This window comes from Streptomyces sp. 840.1 (assembly GCF_003751445.1).
In the GTDB taxonomy this organism is placed as follows: Bacteria; Actinomycetota; Actinomycetes; order Streptomycetales; family Streptomycetaceae; genus Streptomyces.
Window position 1 is genome coordinate 517817 of record NZ_RJUU01000003.1, and the last position, 17143, is coordinate 534959.

General features: G+C 71.3%; 17 protein-coding genes. 5 read left to right on the forward strand and 12 right to left on the reverse strand.

All coding sequences use genetic code 11. The features are described 5' to 3' along the window. Nucleotides 1-6 precede the first annotated feature (6 nt). Together EDD93_RS34790 and EDD93_RS34795 are read right to left on the reverse strand one after the other, a co-directional pair. Nucleotides 7-1059 (reverse strand): chitinase, encoded by a 1053-nt coding sequence (locus tag EDD93_RS34790; RefSeq protein WP_123530208.1) that lies wholly within the window; start codon nt 1057-1059, stop codon nt 7-9. A gap of 160 nt (nt 1060-1219) precedes the next feature. After that, entirely contained in the window at nt 1220-2365 is a 1146-nt protein-coding gene (locus EDD93_RS34795; protein ID WP_123530210.1) for a DUF6777 domain-containing protein, read from the reverse strand. A gap of 195 nt (nt 2366-2560) precedes the next feature. On the opposite strand from EDD93_RS34795, the gene EDD93_RS34800 reads away from it, so the two are divergent. The 3 genes from EDD93_RS34800 to EDD93_RS34810 are packed head-to-tail and all read left to right on the forward strand — an operon-like array spanning nt 2561 to nt 5404. Next, entirely contained in the window at nt 2561-3412 is an 852-nt protein-coding gene (locus EDD93_RS34800; RefSeq protein ID WP_123531603.1) for a YndJ family protein, read from the forward strand. Continuing rightward, a complete protein-coding gene (locus EDD93_RS34805) occupies nt 3409-3933 on the forward strand; it encodes a DUF1990 family protein (RefSeq protein WP_123530211.1) in 525 nt (174 codons plus the stop codon). The genes EDD93_RS34800 and EDD93_RS34805 overlap by 4 nt, the downstream gene beginning before the upstream one ends. A 37-nt stretch (nt 3934-3970) precedes the next feature. Then, nucleotides 3971-5404, forward strand: coding sequence for a lipase maturation factor family protein (locus EDD93_RS34810; RefSeq protein WP_123530214.1), 1434 nt, complete (start codon nt 3971-3973; stop codon nt 5402-5404). Here EDD93_RS34810 and EDD93_RS34815 read toward each other — a convergent pair. From EDD93_RS34815 to EDD93_RS34860, 10 genes are all read right to left on the reverse strand, one after another. Continuing rightward, a complete protein-coding gene (locus EDD93_RS34815; RefSeq protein WP_123530216.1) occupies nt 5382-7736 on the reverse strand; it encodes an alpha-L-fucosidase in 2355 nt (784 codons plus the stop codon). The two genes, EDD93_RS34810 and EDD93_RS34815, sit on opposite strands and share 23 nt — an antisense overlap. Nucleotides 7737-7879: 143 nt before the next feature. Beyond that, nucleotides 7880-9229 (reverse strand): ammonium transporter, encoded by a 1350-nt coding sequence (locus tag EDD93_RS34820; protein WP_123530218.1) that lies wholly within the window; start codon nt 9227-9229, stop codon nt 7880-7882. Between the two features lie 37 nt (nt 9230-9266). Next, entirely contained in the window at nt 9267-10226 is a 960-nt protein-coding gene (locus EDD93_RS34825; protein WP_123530220.1) for an urease accessory protein UreD, read from the reverse strand. A gap of 1 nt (nt 10227) precedes the next feature. Further along, a complete protein-coding gene (gene ureG, locus EDD93_RS34830) occupies nt 10228-10848 on the reverse strand; it encodes an urease accessory protein UreG (RefSeq protein ID WP_123530222.1) in 621 nt (206 codons plus the stop codon). 30 nt (nt 10849-10878) lie between these two features. Beyond that, nucleotides 10879-11625 (reverse strand): urease accessory protein UreF, encoded by a 747-nt coding sequence (locus tag EDD93_RS34835; protein ID WP_123530224.1) that lies wholly within the window; start codon nt 11623-11625, stop codon nt 10879-10881. Nucleotides 11626-11630: 5 nt separating this feature from the next. Further along, entirely contained in the window at nt 11631-13355 is a 1725-nt protein-coding gene (gene ureC, locus EDD93_RS34840; RefSeq protein ID WP_123530226.1) for an urease subunit alpha, read from the reverse strand. Continuing rightward, complete coding sequence (locus EDD93_RS34845; protein WP_123530228.1) at nt 13355-13834, reverse strand: urease subunit beta; 480 nt, start codon at nt 13832-13834, stop codon at nt 13355-13357. Before EDD93_RS34845 ends, ureC begins: the two co-directional genes overlap by 1 nt. Beyond that, complete coding sequence (locus EDD93_RS34850; RefSeq protein WP_123530230.1) at nt 13831-14691, reverse strand: sirohydrochlorin chelatase; 861 nt, start codon at nt 14689-14691, stop codon at nt 13831-13833. The genes EDD93_RS34845 and EDD93_RS34850 overlap by 4 nt, the downstream gene beginning before the upstream one ends. Nucleotides 14692-14696: 5 nt before the next feature. Beyond that, a complete protein-coding gene (locus EDD93_RS34855) occupies nt 14697-15002 on the reverse strand; it encodes an urease subunit gamma (protein WP_073734599.1) in 306 nt (101 codons plus the stop codon). Between the two features lie 59 nt (nt 15003-15061). After that, on the reverse strand, nt 15062-16024 hold the full coding sequence (locus EDD93_RS34860) for an urea transporter (protein ID WP_123530232.1): 963 nt from the start codon (nt 16022-16024) through the stop codon (nt 15062-15064). Between the two features lie 198 nt (nt 16025-16222). Between EDD93_RS34860 and EDD93_RS34865 the strand changes: the two genes are divergently transcribed. After that, the gene (locus tag EDD93_RS34865) at nt 16223-16693 is read left to right on the forward strand and encodes a CrcB family protein (RefSeq protein WP_123530234.1); all 471 of its coding nucleotides are present in this window, start codon (nt 16223-16225) and stop codon (nt 16691-16693) included. Then, complete coding sequence (locus tag EDD93_RS34870; RefSeq protein ID WP_123530236.1) at nt 16690-17064, forward strand: CrcB family protein; 375 nt, start codon at nt 16690-16692, stop codon at nt 17062-17064. Before EDD93_RS34865 ends, EDD93_RS34870 begins: the two co-directional genes overlap by 4 nt. Nucleotides 17065-17143 lie beyond the last annotated feature (79 nt).

Sequence of the window (17143 nt, forward strand, 5' to 3'; positions counted from 1 at the left end):
GGGCGGTCAGCGCCCCTGCAGCGCCCTGACGTTGTCGCCGAAGGTCCAGTTCTTGGAACCGTCCCAGTTCAGCGACCAGTCCATCAGGCCCTTCAGGCCGCCGCCGTAGTGGTTCCAGGCCTGGGACACCGGACCCGGCGCCATGTAGCCGCCGCCCGCGCCCGGCTGGGCGGGCAGCCCCGGGACCTGCTTGTCGTAGGGCACCCTGACGGTGGTGCCCTGGATGACCAGCCCCTTGTCGAGACAGTCCGTCTGCGCGGTGAAGCCCTGGACGGTGCCCGCCTCGTACGAGTCGCCGGAGCAGCCGTACATACTGCCGTTGTAGTACTGCATGTTCAGCCACCAGAGCCGGCCGTTGTCCGCGTACTTCTTCACGATGGGCAGGTACGCGCCCCAGATCGAGCCGTACGTGACGCTGCCGCCGGTGACGTAGGCCGTCTCCGGGGCCATCGTCAGGCCGAAGTTGGAGGGCATCCGGGCCAGTACGCCGTCGATGATGCGGATCAGGTTGGCCTGCGAGGCGGACAGCTGCTTGATGTTGCCGCTGCCGCTCAGACCGGTCTCGATGTCGATGTCGATGCCGTCGAAGTTGTACTTCTTGAGGATCGGCACCACCGTCTCGACGAAGCGGTCGGCCACCGCGCTGGAGCTGAGGTCGATCCCGGCCGTCGCGCCGCCGATGGACATCAGGGTGGTGAGTCCGGACGCCTTCGCCTGGCACATCTCGGCCGGGGTCGGGACCTTGACGGTCGAGTCCATCCCGTCCTCCCACAGGACGGTGCCGTCGGAGCGGATCACCGGGAAGGCCGCGTTGATCACGTTGTAGCCGTGCTGCGTGATGCGGCTGTCGGTGACGGGGATCCAGCCCAGTGGCGGGTGCACACCGTTGGACGCGCCGTCCCAGTTCTCCCAGTACCCCTGGAGCACCTTGCCCGCGGGCTTGGACTTGACGGCGCAGGTGTCGTCCTGCGCGGAGCTCGGTGTCGCCGCGACCAGCATCTGTACGACGCATGCCGCCGCGATGCCGACGCCCAGCAGACGTGATGTCCGACCGAACATTTCCGGTTCCCTTCGTGGGGTGGAGACCAGAGAAGCCGAAAGTGCCATGATCCTGACAAGTCAGAGGTCCTGACACCCCGGCCGCCACAACGCGGCACACGCTAAAGTGGTCCAGACCTTCCGTCAATAGGTCTGGACCATATGCGCGACCGCGCCGGACTCACCCCGCGACGGGCTCCGCGACATCACCGGCGCCGTCCGGCCACGGCAGCTGGATCGCCGTCTGCGGCTCCTGCGTCATCGACGGCACCGGCTCCCCGGGCGGGTCGTCCGGCTCCGCAGGGGTACCGGTCGGCTCGTCGGGCAGCGGGGCCGGAGGCTCGGTGGCATCGCCGGAGGGCGGGTCGCCCGGACAGCGCGGCGCCGCCAGGCCGTCCTGGGGGACCAGCGAGGGGCTCGCGGTCACGGCGGCCTCCTCGCCGGGCGGGGTCGGGACACCCGGCGTGGGGCAGTCCGTCGGCTCCCCCGGCGGCACCCTGGGCAGCGGCCCGGTGATGTCGGCGTCCGGACCGTACGGCGGCGGCACCTCGGGCGTGCGGTCATGGGCGCCCTCGTCCCCGGTGCGCCGCTCGATCCAGGCGTCGTGCACGACGTCCACGATCACCAGACCCGAGAGCTCCCGCCCGGCCGGCCCGACGGCGACGATGCGCGCCGGGTCGTAGCCGGTCCACTCCCCCGCCCGGCCGCCCGGCGCACGGGCGCGGTCCGGCGCGGTCAGCGGGTTCCCGCAGGCACACCTCACCCTCGGCAGCCCGTAGCCGTCGGCCAGCACGGCGGTGCCGGCCTGGAGCACGGTCTGGAACGTGGTCTCGGCACCCCCGCCGAAGCCGTGGCCGGCGACCCGGGTGTCGGCGCGCAGCAGGACCGGGGTCAACCCGCGCAGGAAGCCGGCGATCCCGGCCGGAGTGATGCCCGCCGCGTGCGCGAAGGCCGCGCCCCTGGCCCGGTCGGCGGCGAGCAGGCGTATCTGCTTCCCGACATCGCAGGAGGCCACGGACCGGACGGCGCCGTAGAGCCCGGGGGTGTCGCCGGTCAGCTCGTGGACAGCGCCGCCGCCGGAGCCCGGGGACCGCGACGGAGCGGCATCCGAAGGCGTCGGCGCCGCGCCGGACTTCCGGGCCGTCGACGCGGTGAACGGGTCGGGACCCCGCGCCTGGGCCGGCTGCAGCAGCACCGCCTGAACGTCGGCGGTCCCCTTGGTGCCGTTGCTGCTGCCGTGGGTGCCCTGCGCACAGCCCGCGGCGAGGAGGATCCCGGCGGACAGCGTGGCGCCCGCGGTGCGGCGCAGGCGTATGGGTGAGCGCACGAAGAGGCCTCCTGCCGGTTCACCGGTCCCGAGTGGTCCCCTCATGTCTGCCGCAGTTGCCCCTGCCCCGCAAGCCGGAGGCGCACGGCGGGCGCACCTGCGGGGCAGAGCCGGAACCCTCTCCTTGAACACGTTCAAGAAAGCCTCTAGAGTCGGCGGTGACAGAAGTTGAACATGTTCAACAGGGGGTGGGTCATGTCTGTTCTGGTCGGCCTGATCGTGATGCTCGGCATGCTGGTGATCGTCCCGGCCGGGCTGCGGCTGGCGGACGTACCGGAGCTCGACCGGATCCGCCGGCTGTGGCCGGCCTTCGCCGTGCCAGGAGCGGTCTCCCTCTGCCTGCCGCGCGGCCCGGCTGCCACTGCCCTCGCCCTCGCCTACGCGCTCGGAGCCGTGCTCCTCGCACTGCACGCCCTGCCCCGGCTCGTCGGCCGCCGCGCACCGCTTCGCTCCCCGCGCACCGCGCCGGCCGAGATCGCGCTGCTCACCGCCCTGGGAACACCCGCGATCGCCGCCATCGCGCTGGTCGCGGAGCGCTCCGGCAGTGCGCTGTTCGGATTCGGCCCCGGCATCCTGGCGCTGACCGTGCCGCACTTCCACTTCGCCGGGTTCGCCGCCGCACTGGTCTCCGGACTGCTCTGCCGGCTCGTCGACAGCCCGGCGGGCCGGTTCGCGGCGCTGAGCGTGCCGCTGGGCACCCTGCTCGTCCTGATCGGCTACTTCGTCGGCGAGTGGGCCGAACTCGCCGGCGCGGTGGTGCTGACGGCCGGCATGTGGACCGTCGCCCTGCTGACCTGGCGGCGGGTCCGTACGGGCCGCGACCGGGCCACCCGGCTGCTGCTCGGCGCCTCGGCCGGCGTGCTCGCGGTGACCATGGCGCTGGCGCTCAGCTGGGCACTGGGCGAGGCCACCGGACTGCCCCACCCCACCCTGACCTGGATGGCCGCCACCCACGGCGTGGGCAACGCGCTGGGCTTCGCGCTCTGCTCGGTGCTCGCCTGGAAGCGGCTCCGCGACCGCACCGATCACGAAGGACGCACCGCATGAGCACCCTGACCTATCCGGAGGCGGGCGCCACCCGTCTCGGCCCGCTCCCCGACGGCTACCACCACCTGCACCACCGCGTCCGGGTCGGCCGCGGCCGGGCGGACTTCGAGACCGCGGGCGCGGCGGTCACCGGATTCCTGCTGCACCGCGCCTCCGGGGTCCGGGTCACGGCATCGGCGGCGCGCGCCGAACCCGGCGCGTCCGTTCGGGTGGCGCTCGGCCTCGGGCCGGTCCGGCTCTCCGCGCCCTGCCGGGTCATCTGGACCGAGTACGGGCCGCAGCGCACCGGATTCGCCTACGGGACGCTGATCCGGCACCCCGAGTGCGGTGAGGAGTCCTTCGTGGTCGACCTGGCCGACGACGGGACGGTGTCGTTCACCGTGATGGCCTTCAGCCGGCCGGCCCGCTGGTACACCCGGATCGCCGGTCCCCTCGTACCGGTCGCCCAGCGGTGGTACGCGCGCAGGCTCGGCCGCACCCTGCGCCGGATCGTCACGGAGGCACGCCAGAAGCGGAACTGACGCGCCGGGAGGCGCTGCGGGGCCGATACTGGGAGCGATGGAGTGGTTCACCGCAGACGGGTACTGGCTCGGCCGGCTGATCTTTCAGCGCGTGCTCGCCGTCATCTACCTGACCGCCTTCCTCACCGCCGCGCTCCAGTTCCGGGCGCTGATCGGTGAACGCGGCATGCTGCCCGCCCCCGGACTGCTGCGGCGCACCGACTGGCGCACCGCCCCGGGGCTCTTCCGCCTCCACTACTCCGACCGCTTCTTCGCCCTCGTCGCCCGGACCGGCTGCGCGATCTCCGTCGCTCTGATCGCCGGCGTGGACGGCCTGCTGCCGCTGTGGGCGGCGATGCTGATGTGGGCGCTGCCCTGGGCGCTGTACCTGTCGATCGTCCAGGTCGGGGACACCTGGTACGGCTTCGGCTGGGAGTCCCTGCTGCTGGAGACCGGCTTCCTCGCCGTCTTCCTCGGCAACGCGCACACCGCCCCGCCGGTCCTCGTCCTGTGGCTGCTGCGGTGGGTGCTGTTCCGGGTGGAGTTCGGCGCCGGAATGATCAAGATCCGAGGCGACGCGTGCTGGCGCAGACTGACGTGTCTCGACTCCCACCACGAGACCCAGCCGATGCCCGGACCGCTGAGCTGGTTCTTCCACCATCTGCCCCGGCCGCTGCACCGGGCCGAGGTGGCGGCCAACCACGTGACCCAGCTGCTCGTCCCGGTGCTGCTGTTCACCCCGCAGCCGGTGGCGGGCGCGGCGGCGGGCCTGATGGTCCTCACCCAGCTGTGGCTGGTGCTGTCGGGGAACTTCGCGTGGCTCAACTGGCTGACGATCGCGCTCGCCCTGTCGGCCGTCGACTGGTCCCCGGTCGCCGCGCCGCCCGCCCAGGCCGCCGCACCTCTCTGGTACCAGGTAGTGGTCATCGCCGTCACCGCCCTGGTCCTGGCGCTCAGTTACCGCCCGGCCCGCAATCTGGTCTCGCGCCGCCAGGTGATGAACCGCTCCTTCGACCCACTGCACCTGGTCAACACCTACGGCGCGTTCGGCAGCATCAGCCGGGTCCGGCTGGAGGTGGTGGTCGAGGGGACGGACGAGCGGACCGTGGGTCCGGACACGGTCTGGCGGGAGTACGGATTCCGCGGGAAGCCCGGCGATCCGGGGCGGCTGCCGCGCCAGTTCGCCCCGTACCACCTGCGGCTCGACTGGATGATGTGGTTCGCCGCGCTCTCGCCCGCCTACGCCCGCCCCTGGTTCGGGCCCTTCGTCCAGCGGCTGCTGGAGAACGACCGGGACACGCTGCGGCTGCTGCGGCACAACCCGTTCCCCGGTGCGCCGCCGGAGCACGTCCGCGCCAGGGTGTACCGCTACCGGTACACGACCTGGCGCGAACTGCGGACCACGGGGAACTGGTGGCACCGCACCTATGTGCGGGAGTTCATGCGCCCCGTGCCGCGCCCCGGACCGGTCAGCCCCTCCAGTCGACCTTGAACACCCAGGCGTGCTCGCCGGTCCTGCGGGCCGCCGCCGGCACGTCGATCACCAGCGAGTCACCGCTGGTGCGCCAGCTCAGCGGCCGGCCGTGGCCGAGCAGCGTGATCCGGTCACCGCCCCGGACCGGCACCGGAGCCCGGACCGTCAGGGTCGCGCCGGGCCGGACCAGCGAGTGGATGTAGAACGCCTTGTCCGGCCGGACGGTGAACCGCAGTTCCTCGCCCAGCTGCGGCATCCGCGCCCAGTACGTGGTGTCGTAGATCGCCTCTCCGTTGGTCTTCAGCCACTGACCCGTCTCGCGCAGCCTGCGCTGCATGATCGCGGGGATCGTGCCGTCGGCCTTGGGTCCGATGTCGAGCAGGAAGTTGCCGTTCTTGGAGACGATGTCGACGAGCGAGTGCACGATCTCCTCGGCCGTCATGTACTTCTCGTCCGGGGTCTGCGCGTTGTAGCCGTAGCTGAACGGGTCCAGTCCCCGGCTGGACTCCCATTTGGCGGTGACGATCTGGTCGTACGTCGTGTACTCGGGTGTGGTGAAGTCGTGCGAGCCGATTCCGGAGCGGTCGTTGACCGTGACGTCGACCGGCCGGGCCCGGTTCTTGGCGTGGTTGAAGTACTCGGCGAGCACCCGGTGGCTGTCGTTGTCGCCGCCGATGTCGCACCAGATGATCTCGGGGTCGTAGCCCTCGATCAGCTCCAGCATCTGCGGGCCCTGGAACTCGGTGACGTAGTCCTTGCCCGGCCTGTGGCCGGTGTACGGGACGGGCTCCAGGGTGTACGGGTTGCGCGGGGCGTGGCCCATCCACGGGTGGTCGGGGTTGAACCACTCGGGCATGGAGAAGTACAGCCCTCGGTGGAGTTCGGGGGCGTAGCGCCGTGAGGCGTCGAAGAGTTCCCTGATCACATCCCGCTTCGGGCCCATCTTCACCGAGTTGCGGTCGGAGAGCTTGGTGTCCCAGAGGGCGAAGCCCTCGTGGTGTTTCGAGGTGAGGACGTGGTACTGCGCGCCGGCGTCCCGGAACAGCTCCACCCAGGCGCGGGGGTCGAAGTGCTCGGCGCGGAACTGCGGGATGAAGTCGTCGTAGGCGAAGGACTCGCCGTAGGTGTCGCGGTGGTGGGCGTAGGTGGGGTTGGCCGGGTCCTGCATCTGGTTCCAGTACCACTCGGCGTACTGCGTGCCGACCGGTGCCCACGCCGGGACCGAGTAGACGCCCCAGTGGATGAAGATGCCGAACTTCGCGTCCTGGTACCAGTAGGGCGCCTGGTGGGTGGAGAGGGAGGCGTCCGTGGGGGTGTAGTCGGGGACGCCGAGGGTGAGCGAGCGCCGGACCGTCGCCGCCTGCTGCCCCCGGCCGCGCGCGACAACGCTGCCGTCGCGGGCGGTGCCGGCTGCGGTGCCCGGCCTGTTGCGGATGCCGATGCGGACGCGGGCCTGCTCGCCGGGGGCGAGCCGGGTGACGCGCGCGGGTGCGACGGTGCGCGCGCCGGGCACGTCGACCGAGAGGCTGAGTCCGTCGGCGGCGAGGATGCCCACGGTACCCGCGTTGACGACGGTGGCCTCGACGCTCTGGGCGCCGTGGTCCAGGAGCGATGTGGTGGAGTGCGCGTCCCGCACCGCAAGCGCCCGTCCCTCGGCCGCCGGCTGGAGGGAGAGCGCGAAGACGTGCAGGGCGGACTTGTTCTCCTCGGCCGGCTGGGTGGTGGGAAGGGTCAGCGCGACTGCCTGCCTCGCCGGGTCGAGCGGGATCTCGGACACGGCGATGGAGACCGGGTGCGGGTCCTTGGTGCCGTCGGGGGTGTAGCGGTAGGCGCAGGTCAGCTCGCCGCTGCCGGAGTACCAGTCGGGTCCGGCGAGGGCCGGCTGAGACGTGGTGCCGTCGGAGTAGTGCACCGTCGCCCGGCCGGACGCGGTTCCGTAGCTGCACGCGGTGAGCAGCAGGCCGGAGAGGTAGCGGCCGGGCGGGAGGCCGACGCGCTGGCCGAGGGCCACGATGTTGTTCTTCGCCCCGGCCCCGGCGGCCGGGAAGCGGAAGAGGGTTCCGGCTATCTCCCTCTCCCCTGCCGGGAGTTCCTCGCCGGGGAAGGTGTAGCCGGAGCCGTCGAAGCTGCCGCCTCGGTTCTCGGCGGTGTCGATGCCGTCGTTGTCGAACCAGTCGTCGAGGGGGACGGGGACGGCCGGGGGCACGGTCCCCCAGTCACCGCCGTGCGGGGTCTCGGGGGCGGTCCCGGTTCGCGGGGCCGCTTCGGCGGTGGCGGGGGTGAGCAGGGCGGCGCCGACTGCCGCCCCTGCCGTCATTCCGAGTACATGGCGTCTGGGAAGTTCGGTCATGACGTCCGATGATTGGAGCACGACGTGAACCTGTCAATGCAATCTTCCAGACAGAACGAAACTTCTTTACCGTATCCATCGGATGACTCAAGGGAGGAAGCGGGGCGGACCGGGCATCCGGCATCCGCCCCGCCTCCCGCCGCCTACTTCCCCTGCTCGCGGGCCCGCAGCAGGGTCTTGATCTGCTTGACGAGCTCGTCGTCGCTGCTCAACGGCTTGCTGGAGACCAGCGCGCCGAGGCGCTCGGCGGTCTGGAAGTCGTACGCCCGCTCCTGCTCCTCGCCGGGCACCGTGCCGTACTCCTCCTTGGCACGGAACCCGACGGTCAGGTCCACGGCCTTGGCGATGATCCAGGTCAGGATGAACGAGAAGGCGATCACGGCGACGATCGCGACGAGCTGCTTGCCCAGCAGCCCCCAGCCGCCCCCGTAGAAGAGGCCCTTCTTGCCGCTGATGCGTGCGGTGGCGAACAGGCCGACCATGATCAGGCCGATCAGTCCGCCGACACCGTGCACTCCCACCACATCGAGCGTGTCGTCCACGTTGAAACGGAACTTCAGGGTGATCGCGAACGCGCAGACCGCGCCGACGACGAGGCCGGTGATGACCGCGCCCAGGGTGTTGATCTCACCGCAGGCCGGTGTGATGGCGACCATGCCCGCGACGGCGGACGAGACGACGCCCATCGTGGTGACCCTGCCGGTGCGCCACTTCTCCACCAGCGGCCATGTGACCATCGCCCCCGCGGCCCCGAGCTGGGTGTTGATGAAGGCCGCGGCGGCGGTGCCCTGGTCGCTCAGTGCCGAGCCGGAGTTGAAGCCGAACCAGCCGAACCACAGCAGCCCGACCCCGATGACCACAAGCGGAATGTTGTTGGGGCGCTCCTCGCGGCGGGCGAAGTCGCGCGGTGCGCGCAGCACGAGAGCGACGGCCAGGCCCGCCACACCGGAGTTCAGCTCCACCGGCAGGCCGCCGGCGAAGTCGAGGGCGCCGAGGTGCCTGACGATCCAGCCGTCCGAGTCGAACACCCAGTGCGCGATGGGGATGTAGACGATGAGCAGCCACAGCACGACGAAGACGAGCCAGCCGCGCATCGTGGCGCGGTCCGCGATCGAACCGCTGATCAACGCCACCGTGATGATCGCGAAGCCCATCTGGAAGGTGCTGTAGACGTAGGTGGGGATCGAACCGGTCAGCGTGGTCAGGCCGATGTCGTGCATGAACACGTGGTCGAGGTTCCCGATGATGCCGGCGCCGCCCACGTCGGGGCCGAACGCCAGCGTGTATCCGATAACCCACCACACGAGCGTGCCGAACGCGAGCGCGGCGAAACTCATCTTGATCATCACCAGCACGTGCTTGGTGCGCACCATGCCGCCGTAGAAGAACGCGAGACCGGGCGTCATCAGCAGCACCATGGCGGTGGAGGCGAGCAGCCAGGCGGTGTCACCGGAGTCGTACGCGGGTGGCATCGGCGCGGGAGCGGTGTTCATCGGCGGGTACCTCGTGGGTCTCGTGGGGGCGGAGAGGCTACGGCTTGCGCAGGTCGGGGGCCGGATGACCGGTGAGCAGCCGGCGCACGGACTGCCAGAGGGCCTGTTGGGCCGCGGCGACCCGGATCGGGCTGTCGTCCAGCAACCGCACCCAGGCGCCGCAGTCGCGGGGCAGGACGCTCACCCCGTACAGGACGCCGAGCGGGGCCAGCGCCCCGTGCAGGGCGTCCGCGACCTCGGCGGCGGGGGCCCGGTCGGTGACGACGAAGAGCGAGGCGACGTGGTCGTGGCCGGCGAACACCCCGGGGCCGAGGACTCCCGCGCCGTCCTGCCCGGGGGCCAGGCGCAGGGTGTCCAGGGCGAGCAGGGTGCCGTCCGGCCGGCTGACCCGCAGGTCGGTGGCGAGCACCCGGTAGGCGTGGCGTTCACCCCGGGCGAGCCGTCCGGCGGTGAGGGTGTCCCCCAGCACCACGGTGGCGCCACTCGCGACCGTGACCTCGGTGCGCTGGTAGAAGCGCGCGTCCCGGAACGGGATCAGCGGGTCCGGCAGGTACTCGACGTAGCTCCCGGCCTCCGCCGTCAGGTGCACCCGCTGGCTCGCGTAGTCGTGCTCCATCCGGAAGATCTTGGTGGCGGCCTGGGTGGTCAGGTGGACCTGGGTGTCCGGGCCGCAGCGGAAGTCCGTGCGGTAGCGGTCCGCCTGGGCGTAGCCGCCGCCGGTCGCCATCAGGTAGACGTAGCTCATGCCGGGCAGGGCGGGGTCGATCCACAGCGGCCGCATGATCTGCAGCGGTGTCTTCTGGTAGCGCTCGACGAGTTCGGTGCGCCCGCCCCGTACCGCGAAGGCCAGGTCGAGGATGCCGACCTTGGCCGGGGACCCGGGCGCGAGCGTGTCGGGCACCGAGGCCAGGGCCGCGACGTCCGGGGGGACCCGGACCGCGGCGTAGTACTCCTCGGTGAGCCGGTCGGCCGGTGGCCGGTGCGGGGCGAGCGTCATCTCAGATCAGCACCTTGCGGCGCGATTCGAGGTAGACCGCGATGTCGTCGATTCCGACGCCGGTCAGGCAGTCGGTGAGGACGACGGGGCGGTTGTCCCTCACCCGGTGGGCGTCGGACTCCATCACGCCGATGTCCGTGCGGACGTATTTCGCGATATCGATCTTGTTGATGACCAGCAGATCGCATTCGGTGATGCCGGGGCCGCGCTTGCGGGGCATCTTCTCGCCCTCGGCGGTGTCCAGCACGAAGAGGAAGAGGTCCACGAGCGCCGGGCTGAAGGTCAGTGTGAGGTTGTCGCCGCCGGACTCGTAGAGCAGCGTGTCGGTGTCCGGGAAGCGCTCCAGCATCTCGGCGCCCGCCGCCAGGTTCATCGTGGGGTCGTCGCGGACGGCGGTGTGCGGGCAGGCGCCCGTCTCGACGCCGACAACCCGTTCGGGTTCCAGGACGCCGGCCAGTGTGCGGCGGACGTGCTGGGCGTCCTCCTGGGTGTAGATGTCGTTGGTGATGACGGCGGGGCGGTGGCCGCGCTCGATCAGGACCGGCACCAGCGCCTCGATGAGCGCCGTCTTGCCGGATCCGACGGGCCCGCCGATGCCGACCCGCAGTACGTTGTCGTCCATGGTGCTCCCTGGTGTGTGACGGGGTGGGTGTCAGCTGGCGAAGAGCCGGGCCTCGGCGCGTTCATGACGGCCCGACATGATGTCCGAGGCGAAGACGGTGGCGCCGACGTCGTCGAGTTCGCGCCGCAGCGCCGCCTCGACGGCCGCTTCGATGACGGGCGCCGCCCCGCGCAGGAGGGTCTGCGCCGAGCGGTGGTCGGTCAGCCGCAGCCGCAGGGCCGCGCCCGCGAAGCTGACGCAGAAGGCGAACAGGTCGGCGGCGACCGCGTGCCGGACCGGGACCCCCGTCGCGGCGTAGATGACGCCCGCCGCGACCGCCTGGGTGCCGGGGGCCTCCCGGCGCGCTACCCGGCCGAGGTAGTCGGAGATCTCCGGACGGTCGAAGACCTCCCGGCCCAGGTCGAGCAGCTGGCGTCCGGTCCGGGTGGCGGCCTGGCGCATCTCGCGGCCCAGCTTGGTCGCGAAGAGGTGCTCGTCGATCCGGACGACGGCCGCCGGGTCGCCCGCCGCGGTGGCGCGGTGGGCGAGGGCGAGCGCCGTGGCGTCCGCGGGGCCGACGCCGTGCAGCAGCAGGTCGCGCAGGAGCGCCGGCACGGTGGCGGGGCCGACGGCCCCGGCCTGGGCGAAGCCCTCCAGACTGTGCGACAGCGTGTAGAAGCCGCTCGGGAACGCGGAGTCGGTCAGCTGGAGGCTGACCAGCAGGGGCCCGAGACCGGTGACCGCCTCGGTCATGGCCGGCGGGGGTTCGGCCGCGGTGTCGCCCTCGTTGCGGTACATCGGCCCTAGACCAGGAAGTACAGGTGGTTGAGGGGCAGCGTTTCGGCCGGGTCGATGGTGGCGACCTTGCCGTTGAGCGTGACCTTGAACGTCTCCGGGTCGACCTGGATGTCCGGCAGCGCGTCGTTGCGGACCATGTTGTGCTTGCCGATGGTGCGGGTGCGCCGGACGGGCAGGACCGTGCGCTCCAGGCCGAGTTCGGCGGGGACCCCGGCGGCGATGCCCGCCTGGGACATGAAGGTGACGTGGGTGGCCTGGAGCGCCTTGCCGTACTGCCCGAACATCGGGCGGTAGATGACCGGCTGCGGGGTCGGCAGCGAGGCGTTGGGGTCGCCCATCTGCGCCCAGGAGATGATGCCGCCCTTGATCACGATCTTCGGCTTGGCCGCGAAGGAGTGGATGGGCCACAGCACGATGTCGGCCAGCTTGCCCTTCTCGATCGACCCCACGTGCTCGGCGATGCCGGAGGCGATGGCCGGGTTGATGGTGACCTTGGCGAGGTAGCGCAGCACCCGCTGGTTGTCGTTGCGCGCCGGGTCGCCCTCCAGCCTGCCGAGCTTGTCCTTGCAGTGGTGGGCGGTCTGGAAGGCCCGGGTGACGGACTCCCCGATCCGGCCCATGGCCTGCGAGTCGGAGGAGAACATGCTGATCACACCGAGGTCGTGCAGTACGGACTCGGCGGCGATCGTCTCGGCCCTGACCCGGCTGTCCGCGAAGGACACGTCCTCGGGGATGTCGTGGCTGAGGTGGTGGCAGACCATCACCATGTCCAGCAGCTCGTCCACCGAGTTCTTGGTGTAGGGCAGGGTCGGGTTGGTGGAGGACGGCAGGACGTTCGGCTCGCCGGCGACCCGCATGATGTCGGGGGCGTGGCCGCCGCCCGCGCCCTCGCTGTGGAAGGTGTGGATGGTGCGGCCGTCGATCGCGGAGCGGGTGTCCTCGAAGAACCCGCTCTCGTTCAGGCTGTCGGTGTGGATGGATACCTGGACGTCGTGCGCGTCGGCGACGTTGAGGGCGTTGTCGATGACGGCCGGGGTCGCGCCCCAGTCCTCGTGCACCTTGAGCCCGCAGGCGCCCGCGACGATCTGCTCGTTGAGCGCTTCCGGCAGGCTGCCGTTGCCCTTGCCCATGATGCCCAGGTTGACCGGCCAGCCCTCGGCGGCCTGGAGGATCTTGGCGATGTTGTACGGGCCCGGGGTGCAGGTGGTGCCGTTGGAGCCGTCGGTGGGTCCGGTGCCGCCGGCGATGAGCGTGGTGATGCCGTTGGTGAGCGCCTGCTCGGCCTGTTGCGGGGCGATCAGGTGGACGTGGGTGTCGATGGCGCCCGCGGTGGCGATGAGGTGCTCCCCCGCGATGGCCTCGGTGCCGGGGCCGATGACCAGGTCCGGGTCGACGTTGTTCTGGGTCTGCGGATTGCCGGACTTGCCGATGCCGACGATGAATCCGTCCTTGATGCCGATGTCGCACTTGACGACGCCGACCATCGGGTCGATGACCACGACGTTGGTGATGACGGTGTCGAGTGCGCCCTGTGCGCAGGTGGCCTGCGGGTCGGACGCCATGCCGTCCCGCATGGTCTTGCCGCCGCCGTAGACGACCTCGTCGCCGTACTGGCCCTCGCTGTAGTCCTTCTCGACCTCGACGACGAGGTTGGTGTCGGCGAGGTGGAAGCGGTCGCCGACCGTCGGGCCGAACATGTCGGTGTACTGCTTGCGGGGCAGGATGGGCATCAGCGCGAACCCTTCTTCTTTTCCTTGGAGGCCTTGGCTGCGGGCTTGCCGGCGGACTTGCCGGCCGGCTTGGCTGCGGGCCCGGTGCTCTTGGCCGCCGGGGTGTTCTGTGCGCCCTCGAAGCCCCGCTCGATGGCCCGGCGGACGGCTTCGACGCGTGCGGGGTGGGAGGAGAGGCTGCCGTTGAGCAGTCCGCTGAAGCCGACCAGCCGGCCGGTTCCGGCGTACGCGCACAGCTCGACCTCGCGCGAACCGCCGGGCTCGAAGCGCACCGAGGTGCCGGCGGCGATGTTGAGGTGCATGCCGAGCGTCTCCTGGCGGTCGAACGACAGCGCCGAGTTGACCTCGAAGAAGTGGTAGTGGGAACCGATCTGGACCGCCCGGTCGCCGGTGTTGCTCACGGTGACCTTCAGCGTGCGGCGGCCCGCGTTGAGCTCGATGGGGTCCTTGCCGTAGAGGTACTTCTGCCGGAACGTCATGCGATGCTCCCGATGACTTGGCCCGCTCCATCGGCGGACAGCTGCTGATGCGTGTGCGAATGGCCCGGACCGTGGCCGTGGTGGTGACCGGAACCGTGTCCGTGGCCGTGTCCCTCGCCCGGTGGGTGGGTGTGGGAGTGGCCGTGGTTCTCGGCAGCGGTCAGCCCGGCCGCGATGCCGTCGTCGCCGTGCTCGCTCCGGCGCCGCCGGGCGTCGGCCACCCGTTCGGCCAGCACCCTTCGCAGCGCGGACGCGGAGACGAGGGGGCCGGCCAGGTCCACGGGCGGGCCTGCCCCGCCGGCCGGCCCCGGCAGCTCGGGCGCCGCGAACCCGGCCGGCAGCAGCGTCACGCGCTCCGCGCCGAGCAGCCCGCAGCGCCGGACACCCGCCGCCGGGTCCGGGTCCCCGCCGGTGAACGCCACCTCGACCAGGGCATGGCGCCCGTAGCGGCGTACGAGCGCGGCGATCCGGTACAGCTCGGCGTCCTCGAACGGGTCACCGGCCGGGGCCGTGACCAGCAGGGCGGACGTCCCGGGCACCCGGCCGGCGGCGGCGCGCAGCCAGCCCACGAGGTGCTGGGCGGTGCCGAACGGCTCGGTCAGCACGGTCGCCGCCTGCTCGCTGCGGGGAACGGCGCACAGGGTCCGGGCGGTGTCCGCGACGAGTTCCGGGTCCCGGCCCAGCGTCATCGGGACGACCGCGGTCTCCTCGCCCCGGCGCAGGTGAGCCGAGACGCTCCGAAACAGCTCACGCCCGCTCGGAACGACGTGTACCCCGGGGTCGAGGAGACCTTCCAGCGCGCGACCGTACGCCGCTTCGCGGCCGCACACGGCGATGACGGCGCACCGCTCGGCCACCGGGGTCAGCCCCCGATCGGGTCGTGGCAGGACACCAGCTTCGTCCCGTCCACGAAGGACGCCTCGACCTGGAGCAGGCCGAGCATCTCCCGTACGCCGGGCATGGTGTCCGGCTCGCCCACGACATGGCGGCCCAGCTCCATGCAGTCCGCGACGCTCCTTCCGTCGCGCGCGGCTTCGAGGATCGCCTCGGTGATCAGCGCGACCGACTCGCTGTAGTTGAGCTTGAGGCCGCGCCCCTGGCGTTTGCGGGCCAGGTCGGCCACCACGTACACCAGCAGCTTGTCGATCTCGCGAGGGGCGAGGTTCATCGTCGGTACCTTCCTCGGGTTGTACGGGCGAAGGGCGCGGGGCCCGGAGGCCGGGGCGGTCAGCCGCTCCGGCGGAGCCGGGGCAGCAGCGGCACGGCGGCCAGCACCACCCAGGTCGTGAGAATGAACGGCCAGGTGAAGGTGTGGCCGCCGAAGGTCTTGAAGACGGACGTCAGCGACGCCGTGAGCCCGGTGCTGACGGCCGCGCCGAACAGCGCGTACGCGGCGTTCCAGGGCGTGTTCGCCATGAAGACCGCACCGAGGGCGATGGCCACGAGCACCGCGTTGTATCCGTAGATGCCGTTCGCGATCAGGGCCGTCGGCGCGCCCAGCAACCACGCGGCGACGATGCCGAGCACGCTGCCGGCCGCCGCGTAGAGCACGACGCGCAGGCCGGCCAGGGCGAGGCCGACGAGCATGATCAGCCCGACGTACCAGCTGTCGATCAGGAAGACCTGCGAGATGTTGTTGAAGAACGCGTGCCACAGGGATGTCCAGGTCCACCCGGTCTCGCCGGTGGTGGTGCTGGCCACGGAGGCGGGGTCGCCGTGCCAGACCCGGGAGAACGAGGGGGCGCCCACCACCATCACCCCGGAGACCAGGCAGAAGGGCGCGGTGAGCGGGGTGAGCCCGTAGGGCTTGAGGAGGGTGCCCAGGGCGGCCATCAGGAGGGTGCACATGACGGCGCCGAAGACGGTCAGCACATACGTGGCGGGGTGGTTGCCCAGCGAGGAGACGAGGGCGATGCCCGTGAGGCAGCCCGCGTAGCCCTGGAGTCCCGACGCGATCCCCGACCGCTCGACGGCGAGGGCGTAGGCGGTCGCGGTGGCGATCAGCGTGCCGAGTGTGGCGAAGAGGCCGTTCTGCCAGCCGGACACCCACAGCGCGACGAGGATCGCCACCCCGGTCAGCAGACCGGGCTGCAGATCGACCTGCCCGAACCCCCGCAGCGAGGCGAGGACGTAGGCGGACGGCTGACGGCTCTCCAGCCGCCGCACGACTTCCGGCTCGGCGAGGGGCAAGGCTGACTCCAGCGACTCGAAAGCGAGGAGACCTTCCGGCCTGCGGACCGGAAGAACACATGGCTACACATGCCATCAAGACACAGGGCGATCAGATAATCGCGCTGCGTAGCCCCCGGTTGACCCAACCGGGTACGGGCTCCGGCGGGCCGTCGCGATCCGCCCCGGCCGCCCCCGCCCGCTCCATAGATTCGCGGGATGTCACCCAGGATGAGGCTGCACCTGCACAGCCACCCCGACCATCACCCGGGGGTACAGCTGTCGGTGGTAGCCGCCGTCGCGGTCGGCGGCGCCACCGGAGCCGTCGCCCGGTACGGGGCCGAGCGGCTCTGGCCGAACGGCCCTTCGGCTTTTCCGTGGACGATCCTGCTGGTCAACACGGTGGGCTGCTTTCTCATGGGCGTCCTGATGGTCACCATGAAGCTGCGCTTCCCCGACGCTCCCCGGCTGATCAGCCCACTGCTCGGCACCGGAGTGCTCGGCGGATTCACCTCCTTCTCGCACTACACGGACAACGTCCGGCAGCTGTTCGGGAACCACCAGCCGGGGTACGCGGTCGGCTGTCTGGTGCTGACCGTGGTGGCCGCGCTGGCCGCCGTGACGGCAGGCGCGTTCGTCACCCACGTCGTCTTCGGGCGCTCCTACGCCACAGAGCGCGGCGCCTCATGACCGACTGGCTGCTCGTCATCGCGGGCGGACTCGTGGGCGCGCCGCTGCGCTACTACCTGGGGGTCGACGCGAAGTTCCGCCTGCACAGCGTCTTTCCCTGGGGCACCTTCGCCGCCAACGCGGGCGCGGCCCTGTTCCTCGGCTTCGTCGCCGAGGCGGTGGCGGGCGGAGAGCTGGGTGCCCGGCTCAATCTGCTGCTCGCCACCGGGTTCTGCGGGGCCCTGTCGACCTGGTCGACGTTCTCCTACGAACTGCTGACCCTGAACTCCGCCCGTCGGCTGACCCTGGCGGCGGGCTATCTGCTGCTCACCGTGGGCGCGGGGGTCGGTCTCTCGTTCGCGGGGGCGGCCGTGGCCCGCGCGGCCTTCTGAACTCCCACGCCCGACGAGCCGCCTCCTGGAGGACCGCGCACGGCACGACCGAGCTCCGGCCCCCGCCCCTTCTCGGGGC